This is a genomic window from Shewanella olleyana, from assembly GCF_023283825.1.
In the GTDB taxonomy this organism is placed as follows: domain Bacteria; phylum Pseudomonadota; class Gammaproteobacteria; order Enterobacterales; family Shewanellaceae; genus Shewanella; species Shewanella olleyana.
This window is the reverse complement of record NZ_JAKILD010000009.1, coordinates 142,742-166,007: the sequence shown is the minus strand read 5'-3', so window position 1 is coordinate 166,007 and position 23,266 is coordinate 142,742. Positions and strand designations below refer to the sequence as shown.

Genomic DNA, 23,266 nt, shown 5'->3' with positions numbered 1-23,266 from the left:
TAACCAACAATATTGCTCAAGATGTGTTTTTAAATAAACGTCGTGAAATGCGTATAAACCAATAAAATAAAACCCCCACTTAAAAAAAGTGGGGGTTTGTCATTAATCTGAAACCACTAGCAATAGTGGTTTTTTTTATTGCTTAAATTTTAATTTTAGCTTTGTTTTCGCTTTTCACTTTTCACTTTCAACGACTGCTAACAACCACTTTCAAAAAAGCAGAATATTAAATTTAAATTAATTTGATATTAATCATTAAGCTTATTTCTTTGTAGTTATATAAAACTGCCAACCATATCTCCGGTTAAGCCTTTGAATATATTGATTATTTTATATGTTAATAATTTAATGTGCGCCTTAACCTTTATAAAACAATGGGTTTAGCGTTTTGGGTTTGTGTTAACCGGTAGGTTAGCATTTGTTAATTAAGATCTGCATCAAACTTTCATGTTAAAGGTTGGTGGTTGAAAAGGTTAATTATTCTAACGTGACCATAGTCACTATTTTTATTATTGGAAATAACTAATATCAAAATAGGTTATACCTAAAAAGTAGTAAATATAAGAAATCGGAGTGATGATGAAAAACTTAACGAAATGCAAATTAGCTTTCGTTGTTGCAGCAGCAATGGGGATTGCTGGCTGTGGTAGCGATGGCAAAGATGGTCAAGATGGCGCACCAGGTGAACCAGGTCCAGGACCTAATCCACCAGTAGTAGAAACTTCTGAAGTAACTAATGTTGAATTTATTTCTCATATGGTTGAAGAAGGTCAAGTAACACTTGAATTTGAAATTACTGATGAAGATGGCGCGTTAATTAATGGTCTTGAAAATGCTGCAGTTTACTTAGCTGCTATGACCGAAATGGGCATTCAACGAGCTCGTGATGGCTCTGTTGGTGGGAGTGCAACTGCCGGTGGTGATGAACCTACTGAAGGTGCAACGCTAACTATGCTTGACGATGGTCGATATGAATTTGTTGCGCCAATGTCAGCGGTTCAAGCTGACACTGAAGGCTTAATTCGTTTACAAGTAGGCGGTGGCGATATTGCTACTTCACCTTACATCATTGTAAACAAGCCTGAGATGACACATACAACGACAACTGAAACTTGTTATTCGTGTCACGTTGATTACGCAACATCTGATATTAAACACAGCAAATATGTCGCACTAAATACTGATGGAGAAGTGGATTTTGTTGGTGGTTGTATGGTGTGTCATAACAACGTAGCTAAGAATGAAGATGGCCAGACTGGAGGTTATGCAAGTAATACCATGCAGAAGCTTGGTCATATCAATCATCAGAAATTTGAAAAAGATTTCACTCCGGTAAATTGTTATACCTGTCACGTCGAACCAGTAATGAACAAAGAGTGGGACGGGAACGGTTGTAGTGACTGCCATACTGATACTATGAATAGCCTTGCAAAAGTAAGTAGCAATAAGGTATCTGCTTTGTCTTCTTCTTCATCAGATATTCGTGAGGTACACGCTCAAAAAGTTGCGGGTATTACTGAACGCAAAACAATGCGTAAAAATTATTATACTGAAACTTCTGCTGTATACCAAGATGACGAACATGGCTATTGTGTTGATGTTAAGCTATTTGATAACTCGGGCGATTCAGCTGTACAGCTAAATATTGGTGAAATGTATGAAGCTCATACCGTGACTTACGCTGGTGCTTATGTGAATGCCTATGATAACGAAACTGACTCTATTGTTGCTCGTGTCATTGGTCACGGAGCTGAAAGTTATGTAGAACGTCCAGATGGTACTCGTTCAGTGTGTTATCCAGAGCTACTAAATGGCCCTGGCACAGGTTATGAGGATGCACATCTTACTACTAGCTCACGTGTTACGTTAGCTGATTCTAACTGGGAAGATGATGATGGTAAGTTTGGTGTATCTTTCACAGGTTTCTCTGAAGTAGTTGATAATACATTTACAGCTATCGACAAGGAGTTCTCACGTCGACATAATGTGGATGCGGACAGCTGTACTACTTGTCACAATAACGAGACTAACTACCATAAAAATGGTAGCTACAACACTGGTGGGGAATCTTGTATAGCTTGTCATAATAATGGTCAAGATCGTGCTGGTGCAAGAACCGTTGCTATGGACGCCTTTGCAACTGATGAAAAAAGAATTGAAGCCGGATATACAATACCAGCGATGGATAGAAGTACTCCTCCTGTGCAAACGGGTTGGAAAGCGCCTAGTGGTGCAGGTTTTGGTCCACTAATACATGCATGGCATTGGGGGATGAGTCAACCAATCACTGGTTCTGAAATGGTAGAGCAAAGGGATGGCACTTTTGAAGAAGAGCTTACAACTAATTCTGCTATTAATTTAAATGGTGATAATTGTGTTTCTTGTCACTCTAATGGCATAGATTTGAGTCTAGTTCCAAATCGTTACATGAAGTCTAAAGCTTCTTCAGACGATGGGGTTGCGGGTGTGGTGTCAAGCCCGATTTCTGCAAACTGTTTGTCATGTCATTACGAAGAGTCAGATATCAGTCACATGGAATCTAATGGAGGTGATTTGAATATAACTACTCCATCAACTGAATGGCACACAATTCCTACAGCAGAGTCTTGTGCAACCTGTCATGATACTGGTAAGTCATTCGGTATTGACAAATACCATAACTTTGAACGTTAGGCTGAGACTTTAAGAGTAAGTTTCAAACGTAAAAGTAAATAGGTTTCTGCAGCTATCCCCTGCAAACGGGCTGCAGAATCCTTTAGAAAAGCCACTATTGATTAAATAGTGGCTTTTTTTATTAGGCTGAGTTCATTTAATTGCTGTCTTTTTGAAGTGTTAACTCAAGAAAGTAAGGTTATTGAAATGACAATTCGATGATGCTTTTAAGTCATGATTACTGCAGTTTAAAGGTGAAGTTGTGAGAGATATCTTGCTGTACTATGACTTTACTATGACTTTACTATGACTTTACTACGGCAGTTCAGGCTAAGGATAATGTTGATGCTGTTGGGATGGTTTGACATAAAATAAACCCACATACTTGTTGATAATGTGGGTTTATATTTAGCTGAAGTTATCAATAATCATGCGGTTAAGTAAAATGAAACGCTATATTTACAATGCGATAGAGCTTATTTAGTAAAGATGATATTCAGTTTGTCCGCTAAACGAATGCCAGCTTGTTGCAAGCGTAATTCAACCGTTGGCGTGTGGTCAAAAATATACTGCCAACGTAAATCTGGTTGATCATCACGGTTTTTCTCGAGGTTATAAGTGGCTTCACGTAGCGCTTTTGATTCATTTGCCCAGTCATAATAGCTTTTACCTACCCAGCTTTTGACGTCTTTATCTGAGATACGCTCAATGAACTTGGTGTATTCGGTATAGCTTAGTTGTTTGTGATCAACAATCTTGCTATCCCACACCGAATGTAAGTTAGTGTCTTCACCAAACCATTTCAGTTTTACTTTATTACCGCCGTGATCGTGGCTATGGCCAACATGCAGTGGTTGGTGAATGTCACCGACAAAATGGACATAAAAAGCTAATGCATCGCATTTTTCTTTATCGCTGACCTTAGGGTCTTTCAGCACCTTTTCAAATTTCTTCAAGCTTTCAATAATATCGCCTTTAGGATTTCTTTCTACTGTGTCCCAAGTTTCATCATCAGCGATAGACACATAATGCCAAGGTGTAGAGTGGTACCAATTTTTATCTGAACGTATTTCATCAGGCCAAGTCGACATTTGTGCTAATGATTCGCCTTGAGTTATTTGATTGATTTTTTCTTGCGCAATAGATGAAAGGTTATTTTGTGCTAATTCACCAATAATTCGGTGGCCATTTTGACCCCAAGCATGAGTGGGTTGACTGACGATACCGGTGGTTAGTGCAACGGTTGCGCCAAATAGAAGTACTGCAGGTTTCATTATTATTATTCCATTAGCGATTCAGCGACTTTGACCCTAGTAGATTTGACCCTAGAAGAGTGGCTGAAGCGTGTGATTAGAAGATTTTTATACTAGCTTTTTTAAATTAATTTTTTGTGACAAAAAGGCTACAGCCCAATGCTCATATAGCCTAGACAGAGAAATATGAAGCGCAATTGATGCGATAGTTTAATTATTGTTGAAAAATAGTTCAAGAATGACATGATTTTGAAACAAATTGGTTATAAAATCCGCCCTGAAGTTTTTACTCTACAACTTCATATTAAAAGCTAGATTAACTAGCAAATAAATTAAAATATAAAAATATTTCAGGGGTCTGAAAATGTTAAACAATAAAATCAGTCGCTTAGCGCTAGCGACTTGCTTTGCTATGGGTGTTTCTCTACCAGCCATGGCAGCAGATACCGCGTCAAATATCCGAGGTCAGATTGTTGGACCGCAAGGAAATGCAGTAACAGATGCAACAATTACCATCATCCATGAACCAACAGGTACAGTGACAGAAGTGTCAGTGGGTGCTGATGGCTTGTTCTCAGCACGTGGTTTACGTGTTGGTGGTCCATACATCATCAAAGTCGATTCAGATGAATTTGCGGATGATTTAGAACAAGATTTATATCTAAATGTTGGTGAAACCTTACGCTATAACCGCACATTACAATCAGCTGCCGATATGGAGCGTATTGGTGTTGTAGGTTCAGCTAACTATTTCCGCAGTGCAGGTAGTAACAGCGAGTTCGGCGCGAAAGATATTGCTAATTCTCCTGGTATTAACCGCGATCTTAAAGACGTATTACGTCAAAACCCAATGGCTGTAGTGGGTACTGATGGCGTTTCAATGAGTGTTGCGGGTATTAACCCACGTTTTAACACATTTGTTGTTGACGGTGTTTCTCAAAACGATGATTTCGGTCTTAATTCAAATGGTTACCCAACTCAACGTTCACCTATCTCAATTGATGCGGTAGAAAGTGTTGCATTAAACACGTCTCCGTTCTCTGCTCGAACCGGTGGTTTCTCTGGCGCACAAGTTAACGCCGTAACAAAATCTGGTACAAATGAACTAGCAGGCACAGTATTTTGGGAAACCACTAACGACAGCATGGCTGGCGATGGTAAAGACCAAGAAACTGGCGAGAAGTTAAAGCAAGATTTCGAAGAAACGACTTTTGGTGCCACAGTGGGCTTCCCGCTGATTAAAGACACTTTGTTCTTCTTTGGTTCATATGAAAACTACGATGCGCCACAAGCAGCAGAGTGGGGACCAGCAGGTGCAGGTTTTGCCAATGATTCTCGTGTTACTTCGGATGAACTTGATCGTATTAACAGTATTGCGAATGATGTTTACGGTTTAAGTAACATTGGTAGTTACAGCGCATCTCCACAAGAGAAAGATGAAAAAATCTTAGCTAAATTAGATTGGAACATCACTAACGAGCACCGTGCTTCACTGACTTACCAAAGCACCATTGGTAACAGAACTAACAAAGTATCTGATGATGAATCTTCACTTAACTTATCAAGCTACTGGTATGATAAAGAAGAAGAATTAGAGTCTTACGCAGCAACGTTATACAGTGATTGGACTGATTCATTTACTACAGAAATCAAAGTTGCTTATAAAGATACAACAAGTAGCTCAAACCCTGTTGAAAATATCGGTATTGGTCAAGTTAATGTCCGTACCGATGCTGGCGATGTTAACTTCGGTACTGAGCGTTCACGTCAATCTAATGAGTTAAACAATCAAAACCTAGAATTACGTTTTGTGGGTGATTACTACTTAGATGAACATACTATTGGCTTTGGTTTTCAGTATAACAATGTAGAAGTGTTTAACTTATTTGCCCAAGACACTATGGGCTCATGGGATTTTGATTCAATTGATGACTTTGAAAATGGTGTTGTTGACCGTTTCCGCTATCAAAATGCTGAATCAGGTAATGCTGATGATGTTGCTGCATCATTCAATATGGAAACACTCGCATTATTTATTGAAGACACGTGGGAAATTAATTCAGATTGGGAAATGACATACGGTATTCGTTACGAAACCATCAGCATGTCAGATTCACCTGCATTAAATGATAACTTTGTCGATCGTTATGGCTTTGCCAATAACGAAACAATGGATGGTAAAGATATCTTCTTACCACGTGTTGGCTTAACTTATGTATTGTCGGACGATGTGACCATTCGTGGTGGCGTAGGTCGTTACAGTGGTGGCTACCCAACAGTTTGGATGTCTAACAGCTTTTCAAACGATGGTAACAGTTTACTAAGTTACAACGATGGTTGGAATGATACTTGGGGTACGCCTGACTTTGGTAATGTACCAAGTGGTGCACAAGATGGTTTAGTCGGTGGTGATGGTAATACTAACTCATTAGATCCTAACTTCGAACTTCCTTCAGATTGGCGTGCAAGCATCGGTTTTGACAGTACTTGGGACTTCGGTGCTTTAGGTCAAGATTGGTTCTTTGGTGGTGAGTTCTTATATATCCAAAAAGAAAATGATGTTGCTTGGGTTGATTTAGCTCGCCGTGAACTAACAACGGATTCAACTGGCCGTGTTATTTACGAAACATGGGATCCATTAGCGAATAATGGTGCTGGTGGTAATACTGAACGTTACGATCTGATGCTAACTAATGCAGATGAAGATGGTAAGAGCCAGACGCTAAGTTTCAGTTTAGCAAAAAACTGGGATATGGGTCTTAACATGCGTTTAGGTTACGCATTTAACTCTGTTGATGAAGGGAACCAAGGTTCATCTTCAACGGCAACGTCTAACTACCAATACACGTCAGTCGGTGAAGACAGAAACGGCACGACTATCGGTCCTGGTTACTATGAAACACCACATCGTTTCACTATGAGCTTAGGTTATGATGTTGAGTTTATTGCTGGCTATAACTCTAGTTTTAATATGTTCTATGAAGCACGTGAAGGCCGTCCAATGACTTGGGTGTTAGGTTCACATAATGATCGTGGTTTTGGTGACCAAGGTGCATTTGCTTACTCAGACTCTTACCTTCCTTACATCCCAACAGGTGCAGATGATACCAATGTTGAGTATGCTGGCGGTTTAACTTATGAAGAGTTTAAAGAGGCAATTGATGAAATTGGTTTAGGAAAATATGCTGGTGGTATCGCAAGTAAGGGTTCAGACAACCAACCTTGGGTACATCAGTTAGATTTCCGTTTCACGCAAGAGTTACCTGGTTTCCTAGAAGATCATAAAGGTATCTTATACTTCGACGTAAAAAACGTACTTAACCTAATGAATGATGATTGGGGTGTGGTTGAGTACCAATCTTTCGGTAGTAAAATCTTAGTAGACCATAATTACGATGCTGATACAGGTGTATACACTTATTCAGTACCTTTCGGTCAAGATGGTATCGAAACTGCGAACCAAAATACTTATGACATCAATAAGTCTGCTTGGCAGTTAAAAGTAGGTGTTAAATACAAGTTCTAAATTGAGCTAGTTTAATCGATAAAATACCGAGCTTAGGCTCGGTATTTTTTTGCCTAAAATGACTGGAGTGACTTGCTTATTAATCGAGTGATTTATTCGTGCTAGACTGCTGAGAATCGGAGAAAGTAGAGCGTTAAAACGATGTCGTTATTAGATTCAATACAGTGGAAATTATTAAGCTTTAACGAGCTTAGTCTTGATGAGCTTTATGATGTATTAAAGCTTAGGGTTGATGTGTTTGTAGTTGAGCAAAATTGCCCATATCCTGAGTTAGATAACAAAGATAGGTTAGCTGATGCTAAACATTTATTAGGGTTCAATCCACAAGGTGAGCTTATTGCTTATACCAGAATATTACCCGCTGGAGTGAGTTACCCTGAAGCGAGTATTGGTAGAGTGATTATTGCAGAGTCAGGCCGTGGCAAAGGAATCGCCCACGCATTAATGCAGCGCTCTATTGATGCCGTAAAAGAGTTGTGGCCACAGGAAAATATTCAAATAGGCGCTCAGCAACACTTAAATAAATTTTACCAACAACAAGGCTTTATCAATAATTCAGAGATGTACCTTGAAGATGGCATTCCGCATATTGATATGTTACTTAGCTTACAACAAAGTTAGCTTTGGTCGTGAGATGAATGCTTATTCCCATTGGGGCTAAGGTGGCGATAAAAATCGCATTTTTTGATTTGGTATAAGAAGTGAGTGATACGACCATAAAATTAGCTCATAAAAAAGAGTGCTTAAAGCACTCTTTTTTGTCGGCGTTACATACTAGGTTACAGATTGCGTAACTGTTTCTAACTCATGTTTTCGCTATTTGGATTCGTCTCGTAATTTGATGTCGGGGCGTAAGTTTAATTCGCCTTCAAAATCAATTACAGCGAGCTCTTTTTGTTGAGCAATGATAGCCAGAGGGCCTTCTGGCATCATTCTAACGAAAAGCAATCGGTACCCAAATCGGTTTAAATCATACAGCGCCATTTTCTGGTCCGCGGTCATGAGTTCCCAGTGTTGTTCCTGATCGAGCGCTTCCCCTCGACGTTCACTGAGTGCATATGCAACTTGATTCATAATCAATTAGCCTGAATAATTATTTGATTAACAAAACGACTATAAACAAGGTATACGATCATTTCAAACGTTTACGATCAAAAATAAGATTAAAAAACAAACGTTACGAATGATATTTATACAAAAAGTGATGGTATTTCACTAAAGGAACTGATTTGATTAACTATATAGAGCCTGTTTTTAGACCGCCATCGGAGTGGAAATCACTTATTTTGCAAGTGACTAACGGTTGTAGTTGGAACAACTGCAGTTTTTGCGACATGTACACTCAAGAACAGAAAAAGTTTAAAGCCCAAAAAGTCGATAAAATAGAGCAAGATATTCTTGCCGCAGCTGCCTCTGGTCATCCTATTAGCAGAGTATTTTTAGCTGACGGTGATGCAATGACATTACCTTTTAAGCGCCTTAAAGAAATTTGTCAGTTGATCAAAACCCATCTGCCATCAGTGACTCGCATAAGTAGTTATTGCTTACCACGTAACCTAACCAATAAATCAGTAGAGCAGTTGGCTGAGCTGCGTGAAGTGGGCTTATCACTACTTTATGTTGGCTGTGAAAGCGGTGATAACGAAGTGCTAAGCCGCATTGAAAAAGGCGAAGATTATCAATCATCTTTAGTGGCATTACAAAAGATTAAACAAGCTGGGATGAAGTCATCGGTGATGATATTGATGGGGCTTGGTGGCACACAACTATCTCTGCAACATGCTAAAGCTTCTGCCAAATTAATGAACGCTGCACAGCCTGAATACTTATCTACCTTAGTGGTGACCTTGCCTTTAGGCACAGAAAGGATGGACAAGGTATTTGATGGTAAATTTGAGTTGCCGGATCAATTAGGTTTGCTTACTGAAATGCAGACTTTACTGTCAAACCTAGAGCTAGATAAAACGATTTTCCGTTCAGATCATGCATCTAATTATTTGGTATTAAAAGGGGTGTTAGGCAAAGACAAGTCTCAGCTATTAAGTCGAGTCAATCAGGCTATTCAAGGCATGGTACCACTGAGACAAGAATGGCAACGTGGTTTATAAGTTCATTTAAAATCCTGCATCCTAAAGCTTTGCACTTTATTGAAAATACTCATTAAAGTGCAAAGTGCAAAGTGCAAAGTGCAAAGTGTTAGGGTTAGCGTTAATCCTTCGGCGCTGCTGCAGCGTTCATTAGCGCATTTTTAAAGTCGTTTACCCAATGACGATAAACTGTTTTAACATCACCCCAGTTAAATACTTTGGTATTTTGTCGCCACTGATCAAACCCGACGGCGCGATCTGCAGCTTTAGCTAATACCTCTCCAGTTTGTGCATCCTTAAGTACCGCTAGCAGCACCATAGAACCAGAGTTTTGAGTGTAGGTTTTGCCCATGGAGTTGAAACTTTTACGAGAGGTTTCAACTGGCGCACTTAACCTAATATCAGTGACTGCGGTTTCAATGATTAAGGTGTTTGGCCCTTTTTCTGTCACTAGCTCGAAAGGCTGCTCACTGTTGAAAACATCTGCAACGGTTTGTGAAAACTGCACTGCCATTTTATCAAGCGATGCTTGCGGAAGGTCATAGGTTGCGTTTGGCCCATCTGACTTTCGATCAACTCTTGGTGCGTGATAATCCGCTGGATGATCATTGGTCACTTTGGTAGTTTCGAAATAAAGCTTGGTGTATTTAGCCCAATCAACGTCTGGTCTGACGTAGGATAAGGCCAGTTGTGAATTATCGACTTTGACTAATCCATCTTTGGTTATTTCAACATCTGGCCCTTGCTGCAATGTTGCTGTTCCCGAGCTACAGCCTGTGCTCATCAGTAATAGTAAGCTGGTTAGAGTTGTAGTAATAGTGTGAGTATTAAGCATATAATCAATCCCTTAATTTATATTATGTTATTCAATATGGCAGGTATCAGAGCAGTGTCAATATACACTGATAGCGCTACAGGTATGGTTAAGGTGGTTTTTTCTTAAGGTGCGGTTTTTAGGTGAACGATTGATATGGATATTCGAATTGATGATTTAGCTGGGCCTGAAATTGCAGCTTTATTAAATGAGCACTTACAAGATATGTATGCCACATCTCCTGCCGATTCAGTCCACGCATTAGACATGACTAAACTAAAGCAGCCCAACATTACTTTCTGGACGATTTGGGAAAATGACTTATTGGCAGGTTGCGGCGCAATAAATGCCTACTCAGCAAAACATGTTGAGATAAAATCGATGCGAGTAGCGAATCAATTTCGCCGCCGTGGTGTTGCAAAAGAACTGCTAAGTCACATGCTCGCATTCGCCAAAAAACAAGGTTATCAAACTATTAACTTAGAAACAGGCTCAATGGACTTCTTTGCCCCAGCGCGACAATTATACAGTGAACATGGCTTTATTGAGTGTGGCCCATTCGCCGATTACGACTTAGATCCAAACAGTATTTTTATGATGTTACGTTTATAAGCCTTGTGCGATTCAACCTATTCTTCATCCTGAAAGATATCTTCGATACTTAGCTTAAATAACCTTGCAGCTTTAAACGCCAACGGCAAACTCGGATCAAACTTACCTTTTTCGATCGCATTAATGGTTTGCCTAGACACATTTAATCGCTCGGCAAGTTGGGCTTGAGTTAAATCATGTTCTGCCCGTAGCACTTTCAATCGATTCTTCATTGATACTTCCTGTTCCCTAATAAAATACCAACCATGTAGGTGAGTGCCATTATTATCACCAAATGAGAAATCTCTGCATCAAATCCAATTAGGCCTGTGACATCTAAGTTGGAATAACTTAAGCCTACGATTAGGCCAACACCTAGACTACCTGCCATAGCATTGAGTTGGATACGTTGTTGTAACTCGTCTAAGCCTGCAAGGTGACGCTTATTGGCAAGGATCATCCCAACCCCGACGGCAAGATTAACGACAATGGCGAGTAAGGTTAATAGCTCATTTTCCTGCCAGATAAATTTAGGGCCAAAGTTCGCAATTGCCATGGTCACGACCCATGCCGTTGTCCATTTTGCTAATGACTTTGTGTCTCGGCAATTGTTCGCTTTCCAGCTTTTTTCAGGTTCATTGTGGGTCATCTCTCTCTCCTTAGATTTAAGTTAACTTGTCATAATGTCAATCAAACTTGACTTTTATAGTGTGGTATTTGAACAGTTAAAGTCAAGTTTATTTTACTTTTAGTCTTGTTTTGATGACATTAAAAAGGCGGGAGAGGGTGAGTGCTTATCAATGGTTTAGATTAAATACTATTTAAAAACAATATATTAAAAGCTGTTGAAGGGCGTAATTGTTAACGTGTATTCGGCTAAAAAGATCACTAAAGGCGAGACAAATGAGCTTAACGACAAATAAAAAGGCTCAAGCAGAGTTGCTTGAGCCTCGTTCACGCAAATTTTGTCAGTGTTTATCGCGGTTATATAGTGAATATATAGCGAGTGTTTATTGTTGTAAGTGGATTTCTCGCACCGGACAAGGAATGGTAATACTAGCGGTTCTTAACGCGTTTATGATGGCGAGATTACTTTGGTATTTATCGTCATAATAACTGTTGGTTGGCACCCAGTAGCGCACCCCGATTTCCATTCCTATGCTGTTAAAGTCATTAATTCCCACTTGCGGCGGACGAGACTGGTTAACCGTTTCTTGTGACAGTAAAGCATCAGTAATCAGTTTAGTGACTAATTGCGGATCGGTTTGGTAATCAATATTAAACTTGGTTTCTACCAGCTTATATTGTTGTGAGTTATGGAGAATTTCCCCAACAATGTGTTTATTTGGGATATTGATTAACTCGCCTTCTTCATTAGTGAGAATCGTAAGCCCTAATTGGATTTTTTGAACGACCCCAGACACACCTTTAATTTCGATGGTATTGCCGATGACAAAGGGGCGAGTCACAATAATTGTTACGCCTGCGGCGTAGTTTGCCAGCATACCTTGCAGGGCTAGACCTGCACCTAATGACGCAGCACCAATAGCTGCAACCATTGGGGTCACACTTATGCCAAGCTTACCTAAGCAGATAATCGATACCATGACGATAATGGTAATTCTGACAAGGTTAGAGACAAAGTTACCTAAGGTGACATCAATATTATGTTTTTCAAATTGATTGGTTACCACATCGGACATTTTGTTGGCGACCCAAATACCAATGAGCAATATGATCACAGCACCAACTATTTGGAAGCTGTACTGAACAATAAACTCTGTCAGTAATTCATACACATTTTGCAGTTGTGCTAATTCTTGATCTAAACCTGCTGGATTCTCATTCATATTGATGGTCTTTTTTGTTGGATGAACAAACAGATAATGACTGATTATAGTGTTGTAATAAAGTGTTGTCTCGGGCTGATTTTTAACGTTTTTAGTTAATTGAACACTTATAATCTGCATTTAAACTATTTAATTAATTTAAAAGCTGTAAATACGTGAGGTGCTTCAAGTTTTTTATGCTACTTAATAGGTAGTAAAATTCATTGAGGTATAGTGCATTGCACCCTCTATTTAAAGACTTTTTCAATAAAGCTTTAAACCCTACATCAGGAATAACAACATGAAAGCCATATTATTTGTAGTAAGTTTATTTTTTATGACGACGGCACAAGCCAATGTGTTTGCTGTGAATGATAAAATTGAACCTGTCACTCTAGAAGATCAATTTGAACAACCATTGGTTGTGAATGAGCAAACTCAGGTTGTCCTTTTTAGCCGTGGCATGAAAGGTGGCGAATTCATCCAAGAAGCCTTAGAGGCAATTCCAGCAGAAAAAAAACCTGATAACTTGGCTTATATTGCTGATATCAGCGGTATGCCTTCGTTAATTGCTCGTTTTGTTGCTATCCCAAAAATGAAAGATTTACCTTTTCCTATGGGTCTTGATCGTGAAGGTGAAGTGACAGCTTCTTGGCCTGCAGAAGAAGATATGGCAACGGTTATTGTGCTAGATAAATTTACCGTAGTCAGCATTGAGAATTTTGATTCAAGTGATGCTATTGTTGAAGCCATCAGCAAGAAGTAATTCAACTTCTTAAGGCGGCTTAATCTAGCCTTAAACTAAAGGACGCCTATGCGTCCTTTTTTGTTTTTACATTCCAATAATCAATAAATCTTTCATTTATGTCCTATTGCTTTTTCAGCATGGTATAAATTTCTTCTTTTAAATGTAGTTTCTTTGATTTCATTATTTTAAGTTCAGGAGTCGTGTCACTATTGTAGTGTTTTTCGTGGTGCTTAATTTGTTCATCTAACTGATTATGCTCATCAAAAATCTTTGAAAAATGTGTATTTGATGTTTTTAATTTACTGATTAAATCGCGGTACTCTGGAAACATAAAACAACTCCTTTTCGTTACTGTTAACTTAAAAATACTCCCTCTTTTGCCTAGGTAACGTGACAAAGATCAACTATTGCTTGATTGGGTAAAATTGCTCTGAATGAACTAAAATTAGCTATTATTTTTTAGGTGGTTTATGGTGCGCTAAATTAGCGATTAACGATTACATTTGTAAATTTGTCACAGCAATCGTTTTATAAATATCAAGATATATGTGATCGAGTTAACCTTAACAGAGCGAATAGTGGGTTAAAGTCGACACAATTAGGATTTTATATTCAATAATGAAAGGGGTTTTCAACATGGCCGACGTATTTCACTTAGGTTTAACCAAGCAAATGCTTGATGGCGCAACCACGGCAATCGTGCCTGGTGATCCAGAGCGAGTTAAGCGTATTGCTGAATTAATGGACAATGCGACGTTTTTAGCAAGTCACCGTGAATATACCAGTTACCTTGCTTATATTGATGGCAAAGCGGTAGTGGTTTGTTCTACGGGTATTGGTGGTCCATCAACTTCAATTGCAGTAGAAGAGTTAGCCCAGTTAGGCGTAACGACTTTCCTACGTGTTGGTACAACGGGTGCGATTCAACCACAAGTTAACGTAGGTGATGTGATTGTGACTCAAGCATCAGTGCGTTTAGATGGCGCAAGTTTACATTTTGCTCCACTTGAGTTCCCAGCAGCTGCAGACTTTAACTGTACTACAGCAATGGTAGCAGCTTGTCGTGACTACGGTTTAGAGCCTCATGTGGGTATTACTGCTTCTTCAGATACTTTCTACCCAGGTCAAGAACGTTACGATACTGTATCGGGCCGAGTGACTAGCCGTTTTGTTGGCTCTATGAAAGAGTGGCAATCAATGGGCGTATTGAACTACGAAATGGAATCAGCGACCTTATTCACCATGTGTGCATCACAAGGTTGGCGAGCAGCGTGTGTTGCTGGTGTGATTGTGAATCGTACTCAGCAAGAGATCCCTGATGAAGCAATGATGAAGAAAACCGAAGTCAGCGCAATTACCATTGTGGTTGATGCGGCTCGTAAGTTATTAGCTTAATTCTTATTGATTAAATAGCTTAACTTATTGTAATTAAAGGCGCTTAGGCGCCTTTTTTGTTGTCTTTTTCTAACCCCAAATGAAATAAGTTTAATGTAAACGAACATTTCTTAAAGGCTAATGTGATTGCAATTTCATCGTTTTACTGTATTGTTGACATATTATGTCGTTAGTTAAATGGCATTCCAATTGTTATCAAGTCTATCTAAATTCGGGTACATAAACAGGTTTCCACCAATAGGAAACGCACCTGAGTTTAATAGCTTAAAGGATTTAATGATAACGTTTTTACAGGGGGGTATATGGAGTTTTCAAATCCAACCAGCATTTGGTTAATTGTTGGTCTTGTCTTAATGATCGCGGAAATTATTGTTCCCGGCGGTATCGTTATCCTACTAGGCGCTGCATGCGTTATTGTTGCTGCTGCATTATTTGCTGGCATTGTTGATGGAGCGACGCAAAGTTTCACCTTATGGTTTATCACTTCAATTGTATTGTTACTGAGTTTTCGTCATATCACCCAAAGAATGATTGGTGGCGATGCGCATGTTGATAATACCGATGAAGAAATGGATTTATATAATCAAGTTGTCACGGTAAAAGCGGATATTGGCCCTGGTGAGCATGAAGGCCGAGTCACATTCTCTGGTACCGAGTGGCCTGCGTTAGGCGATGGCACTGAGATTAAATCTGGGAGCAAAGTGCGGATTATTTGCCGCGAGAACATTGCCCTTATTGTTGAGCCTTATGTAGAAACCGAAGCACCGAGTTAGGCCTTTAATTCGTTATTAACGTTTTAGCGCTATTAATGCCAATAGCGCTACCAATGCTAGTAACACAGTGAAAGGTTATCCAATAAAGCGTGATTGAGTTTGCGTGTTCAATGAGTGTTATCAAATCAAAATTAACGACATCATTACTAAAGATTTAAGTCGCTAATGATGTGCAAGATTATTTTCATAAGGAAGGGGAAGTATGTTTGAACTAACCATAGCTTTGCTATTTGTCGGGTTTATTTTATATAAACTGATGTTGATTGTTCCAATGCGCGAGGTCAATGTGATTGAGCGATTAGGCAAATTTAGAATCGTATTAAAACCTGGGTTTCATTTTCTTGTTCCATTCGTTGATCGCGTTGCTTATCGCCATGATACCCGCGAAGAAGTATTAGATGTGCCACCTCAAAGCTGTATCTCAAAAGATAACACTCAGTTGGAAGTGGACGGTTTAGTGTACTTAAAAGTCATGGATGGCAAGTTAGCCAGCTATGGTATCGAGAATTATCGCCGCGCAGCAGTCAACCTTGCGCAAACTACCATGCGTTCTGAAATCGGTAAGTTAACCTTATCGCAAACCTTTTCTGAACGTGACAGCTTGAATGAATCCATTGTTCGCGAAATTGATAAAGCTTCAGATCCTTGGGGGATCAAAGTATTGCGTTATGAGATCAAAAACATCACGCCTTCAATTCATGTTATTCATACCCTTGAAAAACAAATGGAAGCTGAGCGTCGTAAGCGTGCTGAAATTACCTTAGCTAACGCTGAAAAAGACGCAATGATTAACATCTCACAAGGTGAGCGCCAAGAAGCGATTAACTTGTCGGAAGGCCAAAAGCAAAAACGGATTAATGAAGCAGTAGGCTCTGGACAGCAAATCACTATCATTGCCAAAGCAAAATCAGAAGGCATGGATATGATTTGTACTGCGCTGGCTAATGAAGGCGGTAATGATGCGATGAACATGATGCTTAAAGAACAGTTTATTAGCCAAGTGGGTAATATCCTTTCTGAATCTCAAGTGTCGATTGTGCCTGCTGAAATGGCCAAGCTTGAAGGTTTTTTTGAAGGGATGGAGCAAGTGACTCACGCAGTTGCTAAACCATCATCAGCCACAAAAGGAGCACGATAATGTTAAACGGAATTGATACTGATTTCATCGTGATGATTATTTGGGGTGCAATCTTTTTAGTATTTTTGCTGAAATTATTCCAATCGATTCGTTTGGTACCGACTAAATCAGCTTACATTGTTGAGCGCTTAGGTAAGTATCACAACACCTTGGATGCTGGTTTTCATGCCTTAGTGCCATTCATTGATAAAGTGGCCTACATTCATGACTTAAAAGAAGAAACCATTGATGTACCGCCGCAAGAATGTTTCTCAAGTGACGAAGTTAACGTAGAAGTTGATGGGGTGATTTATATCTCAGTCGTTGACCCTGTTAAAGCAAGTTACGGGATTACTGACTATCGATATGCAGCGATTCAATTAGCGCAAACCACCACACGTTCAGTGATTGGTACGCTGGACTTAGACCGCACCTTTGAAGAACGCGATATTATTTCGGCCAAGGTAGTTGAAGTACTTGATGAAGCAGGTGCGATTTGGGGAATTCGAGTTCATCGTTATGAAATCAAAAATATTACTCCACCTGAAACGGTTAAAAATGCTATGGAAATGCAGGTAAATGCTGAACGTGAGCGCCGTGCATTGCTGGCTCAAAGTGAAGGTGATAAACAAAGTAAAATTAACCGCTCTGAAGGTGTTATGGCTGAAACCATTAACCGCTCAGAAGGTGAAATGCAGCGTATTATCAATGAAGCCGAAGGTAAAGCGGAAGAGATTTTAACGCTGGCCAAAGCGACTGCTGAATCCATCGAACAATTAGCGGTTGTGATATCAAAACCCGGTGGTCAAAGTGCGCTGCGCTTACAATTAGGTGAGCAGTACTTTAAACAGCTTGAAGGATTAAGCGATGCCGATAACCGTGTGGTATTACCGGCTAATTTAATCCACTTTGATCAATGGATGAACACTATGGGTCTTGAAGACGAATTCAAGAAATAGTCCCATTAACACTTGGTAAATTAAAACTGAATGAAGGCTAGCATGATTGCTAGCCTTTTTTATTGGCTATTTACTCATGCAAACTTTGCCAGTTGATAAAGATAAAGTTATGTTTATCTTAGTGAATCAATTTTTACTCTCACAACTGAATCTTTAGTTTCAATTTATCAGTGATATGAATGTGTATATCAAGGAGCTAAGTGGAGCCTAAATCCTTTTCTCAAAACCAGTGCCTGTCGCTGCCACAAGTATTGCATTGTGTTGACGACCCAAACATGGGCGGCGTTAATTTTGCGCTGCAAAGCTTGTGTGGCTCTCAGTTGCAAAACGACTTTAACTTCGACATTCAGTACGTGGACTTTTCCAAGTCGGTGACACTAAACACCACTGCCGATATTATCTGCCTCCATGGCGCATCAAACTGGCGGAATTTAGTTAATATCGCACGGTTCAAATTACGTCATCCTAAAGCTAAATTTATCCTACAAGAACATCATTACAGCGAGCAATTTGTGGCTCAGCAAATACAGTCGCCCACACGTTTTTATTGGATGTTAAAACTTAATTATTGGTTGATGGATAACATCATTGCCATTGCACCATCACAACAAAAATGGATGCTGGATAATAAGCTAGCCACACCTGAAAAAATTGCGCTATTAGGACAAGGACGAGATTTAACAGCGTTCACGGCCAGCAATAATCAACCACTACAAAAAACTGCTAGTGATGTTCCTGTTATTGCAGCTTACGGCCGCTTTCATCGCCAAAAGGGCTTTGACTTATTAATCAAGGCAAGGCAGTTGGTAAAGCACCCTTGTCGATTAATATTAGCAGGAGAAGGTCCGCAAGCTGCCGAGCTAACGGCGTTAGCAGCAGAGCATTCGAATATAGGCTCGGCCACTGTTGAAATTGTCGATAAAGTTGATGATGTACCGAGCTTTTTACAAGCATGCGATGCGGTGATTATCCCTTCAAGGTGGGAACCCTTCGGGTTGATATTTATCGAATCACTGGCAATGAATAAACCGATTATTTCAAGCCAAGTGGACGGCTTAGGGGATCAAGTTAACCAACACTCAGAACATCACCTTATTGATGGTAATCAATCAGCGATAACCCCAATTTCTGCGCCTATATCAGTTGAAAGCATTGCAGATGCCATCGATCAATTCTTATCTCAAGTGGCTTCATCAAACACAGACTCGAATATTGGCTATATCAATCACTGGAAACAGCAACAATGGCTTGAACTACAACAAGCATGGAAAAGCTTGTTTGAGCAGTTGTTGGGGGGATAAGTAAGGTAAAGTGACCATAAAGTTGTGTTGTTGGAAAGTTTATCCTCATCCATTTATTTTAAATTTCCTCTTATTGACATGTTAGAAGTAAATTACTCCAACCTCTTTGAAAAAAAACTGTTAAGTATTTTAAATAATATTATTGCAAAATAGATGAGGAAAACGACACCAATAAGGCTACCAACAATCTTAAACAAGGTGATGAAGGCAGATTGATTGTCATCAACTTTTTTCTCAACATAAGCTTGGTAGCTCAATGTTGAACTACTATTTGTGTTGCCGCCGATGACAGATATATTTTTGAATGTTGGGTTGGCCAAGAGACAATATAAATGGATGCTTTCCATTTGGTGTAACCTTTTAATATCAAATGTGATAATGCTGCTTTCGTGATTGGTTTCTTTTGAGAAAACATTACTTGGTTGGGTTTCGCAGCTGCTTATCGCATTTCTACCAAAGTTAATTGTAGCTTTCGCGTCTCTTACTTCATTGTGAGATTCATTTTTGAACTCTGCATAGAATGACGACTCCAATACTGTATTGACTGGTGGTAGTGAAACACTTTTTATGCTGATAGAGGTTAAATTTCTTCCTTGTTTGGTTTCAACAGCATTTTCTTTGTCCACTTTGATTTCTCTTTCATCGAAATGGATATACAGAGCAACGGCCCCTGTTATTGCAGCAGCTATGACAGCACCCCACAATCCATATTTTGCTGTTTTAAATTCCATTTAACTCGATGTCTCCTTTACTTCTAGCAGTATATTATGCTGAATTTTGAAATGGAAATGCTCTTAAATAAGAACAAGTTGCTAATACTTTAATGAATCAAGATTAGCAGTAAAACATTGCCTCAACAATGAGTTACAACATAAAAATATTCAATCTAATTTTAGCCGCCAGAGTTAAACAAAGAACCTCCATTATTGTATAAACTGCAATATTCTTGCAGGGAGATAATCTACTAGATTCTCGCCTTTATGATAATTAGAGGTGTAGAAATGAGCTAGGTAATATTTTTAAAATGCACTTTTGAGTATGATCGTCATCTCATCATTTATTTGCAAACTCCGTATGGATTAGCTCAAAGTCGTGGCGCTTCGCCCACACCAGACTAAAAGGGAGTGAACTGCGACTCCCTCTTAGAACACCCCGCAGCTCCGGCGAAATTTAAACAGCAAAATTTCCAACGGAGAATCATCCAGCGTTATCCTTCTTTTGAAGTCTTCCTCTGTAAGCTGCAAAAATCACTAACGCTTCCGATGGGGCGTCCCTTCCCCTCGAAAGCTAGCCAGACATCCCTGTCTGGACTCACGCGATTTATTTGCTTACCTCAATTTAATTGGAGCATTCATAGAAAATCAAAATCAGTTTTAAATCTTTACAGAATGAGCACTGTAACAACAAATGAACTTGCAGGTTCAATAATCTCCGTTGGAAGTGTCCGAATGCGTTGAGCTAATTTTCGTGATGGAGGCAGGACGCCGACATAGCCTCAGTTGAGCCATGGATGGCGAGTCTGAGGCGGTAGTAAATTCGCTCTATAGCATGAGGAAAAACACTTCGTCGGAGCGGCAAGGGATATCGAAAAGGGAAATGCTGTTGTTTCCCTTTCGTCTGGTGTGGGCGAAGCACCACGACGTTGACCTTAATCCAAACGAAGTTTGGAAAATAACAGGGCTGCTGCAATCCGATGTCGACGAAGCGCCACAACGTAGACCTTAATCCAAACCAAGTTTGGAACTATAAACACCCATCTTCCCAAATTCAGAATGCGTTGCAGAATGCATTTTAAACAAATAAATAATTCATTAAATCTATTAAGTTGCTGTATTTAAAGGTAAATGAAACTTGGCATTCACTGTGCATTATCAAGTCACATCCTGATAACGAATAGCGAGATGCCAATATGCAAAAATTCAAAGCAAGAACATCACCAACGAAAACAGTAGCTGTTAATCCACTGAATTCCCAGATTATCAATATTCTTGGTTTTAGTAGTATTGCTATTGGTACTAGCATGGCGTTATTTAGCGCTAATACCAATGCCGCTGAAGCCTTTGAAGCGTGTCCTACCGAAGCCTTTATTGTTCAAACTCCCTCTGGTATACCCAAAACATTTGGTGTCGAACTCGGTACTGGTAGCTACACGGTTTTATCACCTGATATGGGGCTTAAAAAATCACTCAACGGTGTAGGTTTTAGTTATCTTGATAACTACCTCTACGGTTGGGATTATGAGCACGGCACTGTGGGTAAGGTCGGTGAAGACTATCAAGTTGAACCTATGACGATTAATAAAGATACCGCTGCTGCATCGGCGGGGAATTTTTATGTGGGTGACGTCGCCATTAACGAAAACGTCTGGTACGGCTACCGTAAAGGTAAAGGGTTATTTACCGTTCCTCTTGATGGTAATGACCATCCAATGAGCATTGTGCCGGGTAGTAAAAATAATGCCACTTACAATGTGACTGATTTTGCTTTCCATCCAACCAATGGTTTTTTATACGCAGTCACCAACGGTAGTACAGGCTCATTAATCAAAATTGATCCAAGTAGCGGTGCATCAGAAACCATCGGAACCGTGATTACTAAAGCCAATGGTAGCTTTACCTTTGGGGCGCAGTTCTTTGATCCAGATGGTAATTTATATTTAAGTAATAACGGTGATGGTAACGTCTACAAAGTTAACGTTGAGAGTGATGACCCAGAAGCTGAACTTTTCTCTTATGGTCCTTCTTCAACTTCTAATGATGGTGCGCGTTGTGCACTTGCTGAAGTGCCTGTAGGTGACAGTGTCGATTTTGGTGATGCGCCAGATAGTTACGGAACATTAATTGATTCAAATGGTGCTCGTCACGGCATCATTGCGGGTATGTCATTAGGTATCCTTGTCGACAATGAGTCTGATGGATATCCAGCGCCGCTGTCTGATGATGCAAGTGATGGTATCGATGATGATGACGGTATCAGTATGCCTACAGGCTTCGAAGTCGGTGAATCAGCAATGTTAATTGTGACGACTCAAGGTGACGCTGCATTCTTAAATGGTTGGGTCGACTGGAATCAAAATGGCGAGTTCGACACTGATGAAAAAGTGATTGCGGGTCGCTCTGTTAGTGCAGGTGTAACCACAATATCTATTGATGTACCTAACTGGGCTAAAACCGGTAAAACATGGTCTCGTTTCCGCCTAAGTTCAGTTGCTGACTTGCTACCAAACGGTGGTGTGAGTGATGGTGAGGTGGAAGATTACCCGCTAACCGTAACTGAAACGGGAGTGACGATTAGCTACTACCCATCTTCATCTGAATACACTACGTTGGCTTACGAGGATTTATATCCAAACCAAGGTGATTTTGATATGAACGATGTGGTGATGCAGTTACGTATCAGCCAGTTCAGTAAAAATGACATGGTACGCCGCGTGGCATTTGATGCTCAGTTGGTTGCAATGGGCGCTGCTTATCACAATGGCTTTGCAGTGCAGTTACCTGAAATTGGCCGCGGTAATGTGCAAGAGTCTGCGATTGATTGGAGCATGCAAGGTGTTAAACAAACCACGTCTCCATTAGAAGAAAATCAAACTAATGCGGTACTCGTGTTTAGTGAAGATTTATGGCAACACGCCACGCCTGGTAATGGTTGTCTGTATTTCAGAACGGAGCCTGGTTGTGGTACTCAATACCGCGCAACATGGCAGATGACAGTGCCTTTCATTGATTCAGTTCATGTTGATGACATGCCTGAATTCCCATATGACCCATTCATTTTTGCGACACCCGATACCGATCATGGTTTAGCCGCTAAAAATATTACCGATGGTAAAAATCCAGGTCGTAAACTTGAAATCCATTTGAAAAATAAAGCGCCAACTGATTTGTTTGATACGCGCTTTTTAGGGATGCATGACGATGCTTTGGCCGCATCACAAGGTCAATACTTCCAAGATGAAAACGGAATGAGCTGGGCAATAGAAGTACCAGATTCATGGCAGCATCCAGCTGAAAATCAACGTGTTGATAATGCCTATATTGAGTTTATTGAATTTGCTGCGGATGCAACAGGTGAAACGAAACCTTATTGGTACCTAACCGCTGCTGATTCATTAATTTTCAAAGACTAATGCTAATTACAACAACTAGTACTTTGATACAGACAAAAATGAATCGATAGCAAACACAATGAATTTAAGTAAAACGGAATTTAAAAGGTAAA

At 39.8% G+C, this 23,266-nt stretch carries 20 protein-coding genes; 12 read left to right on the top strand and 8 right to left on the bottom strand.

The window, feature by feature from the left end; translation table 11 throughout:
- The first annotated feature begins 579 nt into the window (after positions 1–579).
- Positions 580–2,673 (top strand): multiheme c-type cytochrome, encoded by a 2,094-nt coding sequence (locus tag L2735_RS08695; RefSeq protein WP_248984318.1) that lies wholly within the window; start codon positions 580–582, stop codon positions 2,671–2,673.
- A 455-nt stretch (positions 2,674–3,128) separates the two neighbouring features.
- Here L2735_RS08695 and L2735_RS08690 read toward each other — a convergent pair whose 3' ends face one another.
- A complete protein-coding gene (locus tag L2735_RS08690) occupies positions 3,129–3,926 on the bottom strand; it encodes a S1/P1 nuclease (RefSeq protein ID WP_248984317.1) in 798 nt (265 codons plus the stop codon).
- 343 nt (positions 3,927–4,269) lie between these two features.
- Here L2735_RS08690 and L2735_RS08685 point away from each other — a divergent pair, with 343 nt between their 5' ends.
- On the top strand, positions 4,270–7,431 hold the full coding sequence (locus L2735_RS08685; RefSeq protein WP_248984316.1) for a TonB-dependent receptor: 3,162 nt from the start codon (positions 4,270–4,272) through the stop codon (positions 7,429–7,431).
- A 141-nt stretch (positions 7,432–7,572) separates the two neighbouring features.
- Positions 7,573–8,052 carry a GNAT family N-acetyltransferase gene (locus tag L2735_RS08680; protein ID WP_248984315.1) on the top strand — a complete coding sequence of 160 codons (480 nt, stop codon included), beginning with the start codon at positions 7,573–7,575 and terminating at the stop codon, positions 8,050–8,052.
- 195 nt (positions 8,053–8,247) lie between these two features.
- Here L2735_RS08680 and L2735_RS08675 read toward each other — a convergent pair whose 3' ends face one another.
- On the bottom strand, positions 8,248–8,505 hold the full coding sequence (locus L2735_RS08675) for a hypothetical protein (RefSeq protein WP_248984314.1): 258 nt from the start codon (positions 8,503–8,505) through the stop codon (positions 8,248–8,250).
- Between the two features lie 155 nt (positions 8,506–8,660).
- On the opposite strand from L2735_RS08675, the gene L2735_RS08670 reads away from it, so the two are divergent.
- Positions 8,661–9,539, top strand: coding sequence for a radical SAM protein (locus L2735_RS08670; RefSeq protein ID WP_248984313.1), 879 nt, complete (start codon positions 8,661–8,663; stop codon positions 9,537–9,539).
- Positions 9,540–9,639: 100 nt separating this feature from the next.
- Here the strand turns inward: L2735_RS08670 and L2735_RS08665 are convergent, their stop codons facing one another.
- Complete coding sequence (locus tag L2735_RS08665) at positions 9,640–10,353, bottom strand: DUF3313 family protein (protein ID WP_248984312.1); 714 nt, start codon at positions 10,351–10,353, stop codon at positions 9,640–9,642.
- 135 nt (positions 10,354–10,488) lie between these two features.
- Between L2735_RS08665 and L2735_RS08660 the strand changes: the two genes are divergently transcribed.
- Entirely contained in the window at positions 10,489–10,944 is a 456-nt protein-coding gene (locus L2735_RS08660; protein ID WP_248984311.1) for a GNAT family N-acetyltransferase, read from the top strand.
- A 17-nt stretch (positions 10,945–10,961) separates the two neighbouring features.
- Here L2735_RS08660 and L2735_RS08655 read toward each other — a convergent pair whose 3' ends face one another.
- From L2735_RS08655 to L2735_RS08645, 3 genes are all read right to left on the bottom strand, one after another.
- Positions 10,962–11,156 (bottom strand): helix-turn-helix transcriptional regulator, encoded by a 195-nt coding sequence (locus L2735_RS08655; RefSeq protein ID WP_248984310.1) that lies wholly within the window; start codon positions 11,154–11,156, stop codon positions 10,962–10,964.
- Entirely contained in the window at positions 11,153–11,572 is a 420-nt protein-coding gene (locus L2735_RS08650; protein ID WP_248984309.1) for a hypothetical protein, read from the bottom strand. The genes L2735_RS08655 and L2735_RS08650 overlap by 4 nt, the downstream gene beginning before the upstream one ends.
- 361 nt (positions 11,573–11,933) lie before the next feature.
- Positions 11,934–12,773 carry a mechanosensitive ion channel family protein gene (locus L2735_RS08645; protein ID WP_248984308.1) on the bottom strand — a complete coding sequence of 280 codons (840 nt, stop codon included), beginning with the start codon at positions 12,771–12,773 and terminating at the stop codon, positions 11,934–11,936.
- A gap of 280 nt (positions 12,774–13,053) precedes the next feature.
- Between L2735_RS08645 and L2735_RS08640 the strand changes: the two genes are divergently transcribed.
- Positions 13,054–13,518, top strand: coding sequence for a hypothetical protein (locus L2735_RS08640; protein WP_248984307.1), 465 nt, complete (start codon positions 13,054–13,056; stop codon positions 13,516–13,518).
- Between the two features lie 103 nt (positions 13,519–13,621).
- Here L2735_RS08640 and L2735_RS08635 read toward each other — a convergent pair whose 3' ends face one another.
- The gene (locus L2735_RS08635) at positions 13,622–13,831 is read right to left on the bottom strand and encodes an HP1242/YdcH family protein (RefSeq protein WP_248984306.1); all 210 of its coding nucleotides are present in this window, start codon (positions 13,829–13,831) and stop codon (positions 13,622–13,624) included.
- 305 nt (positions 13,832–14,136) lie between these two features.
- Between L2735_RS08635 and udp the strand changes: the two genes are divergently transcribed.
- The 5 genes from udp to L2735_RS20095 all read left to right on the top strand — a co-directional run bounded on the left by udp (position 14,137) and on the right by L2735_RS20095 (position 19,045).
- The gene (udp, locus tag L2735_RS08630) at positions 14,137–14,895 is read left to right on the top strand and encodes a uridine phosphorylase (protein ID WP_248984305.1); all 759 of its coding nucleotides are present in this window, start codon (positions 14,137–14,139) and stop codon (positions 14,893–14,895) included.
- A 302-nt stretch (positions 14,896–15,197) separates the two neighbouring features.
- The gene (locus L2735_RS08625) at positions 15,198–15,668 is read left to right on the top strand and encodes an NfeD family protein (RefSeq protein ID WP_248984304.1); all 471 of its coding nucleotides are present in this window, start codon (positions 15,198–15,200) and stop codon (positions 15,666–15,668) included.
- A gap of 202 nt (positions 15,669–15,870) precedes the next feature.
- The gene (locus tag L2735_RS08620; protein ID WP_248984303.1) at positions 15,871–16,806 is read left to right on the top strand and encodes an SPFH domain-containing protein; all 936 of its coding nucleotides are present in this window, start codon (positions 15,871–15,873) and stop codon (positions 16,804–16,806) included.
- On the top strand, positions 16,806–17,744 hold the full coding sequence (locus L2735_RS08615; RefSeq protein ID WP_248984302.1) for an SPFH domain-containing protein: 939 nt from the start codon (positions 16,806–16,808) through the stop codon (positions 17,742–17,744). Before L2735_RS08620 ends, L2735_RS08615 begins: the two co-directional genes overlap by 1 nt.
- 200 nt (positions 17,745–17,944) lie before the next feature.
- Positions 17,945–19,045, top strand: coding sequence for a glycosyltransferase (locus L2735_RS20095; protein ID WP_248984301.1), 1,101 nt, complete (start codon positions 17,945–17,947; stop codon positions 19,043–19,045).
- 92 nt (positions 19,046–19,137) lie between these two features.
- On the opposite strand, the gene L2735_RS08605 is transcribed toward L2735_RS20095, so the two are convergent.
- The gene (locus tag L2735_RS08605) at positions 19,138–19,776 is read right to left on the bottom strand and encodes a hypothetical protein (protein ID WP_248984300.1); all 639 of its coding nucleotides are present in this window, start codon (positions 19,774–19,776) and stop codon (positions 19,138–19,140) included.
- A gap of 1,178 nt (positions 19,777–20,954) precedes the next feature.
- Between L2735_RS08605 and L2735_RS08600 the strand changes: the two genes are divergently transcribed.
- A complete protein-coding gene (locus L2735_RS08600; protein WP_248984299.1) occupies positions 20,955–23,174 on the top strand; it encodes an LruC domain-containing protein in 2,220 nt (739 codons plus the stop codon).
- The last annotated feature ends 92 nt before the right edge of the window (positions 23,175–23,266 follow it).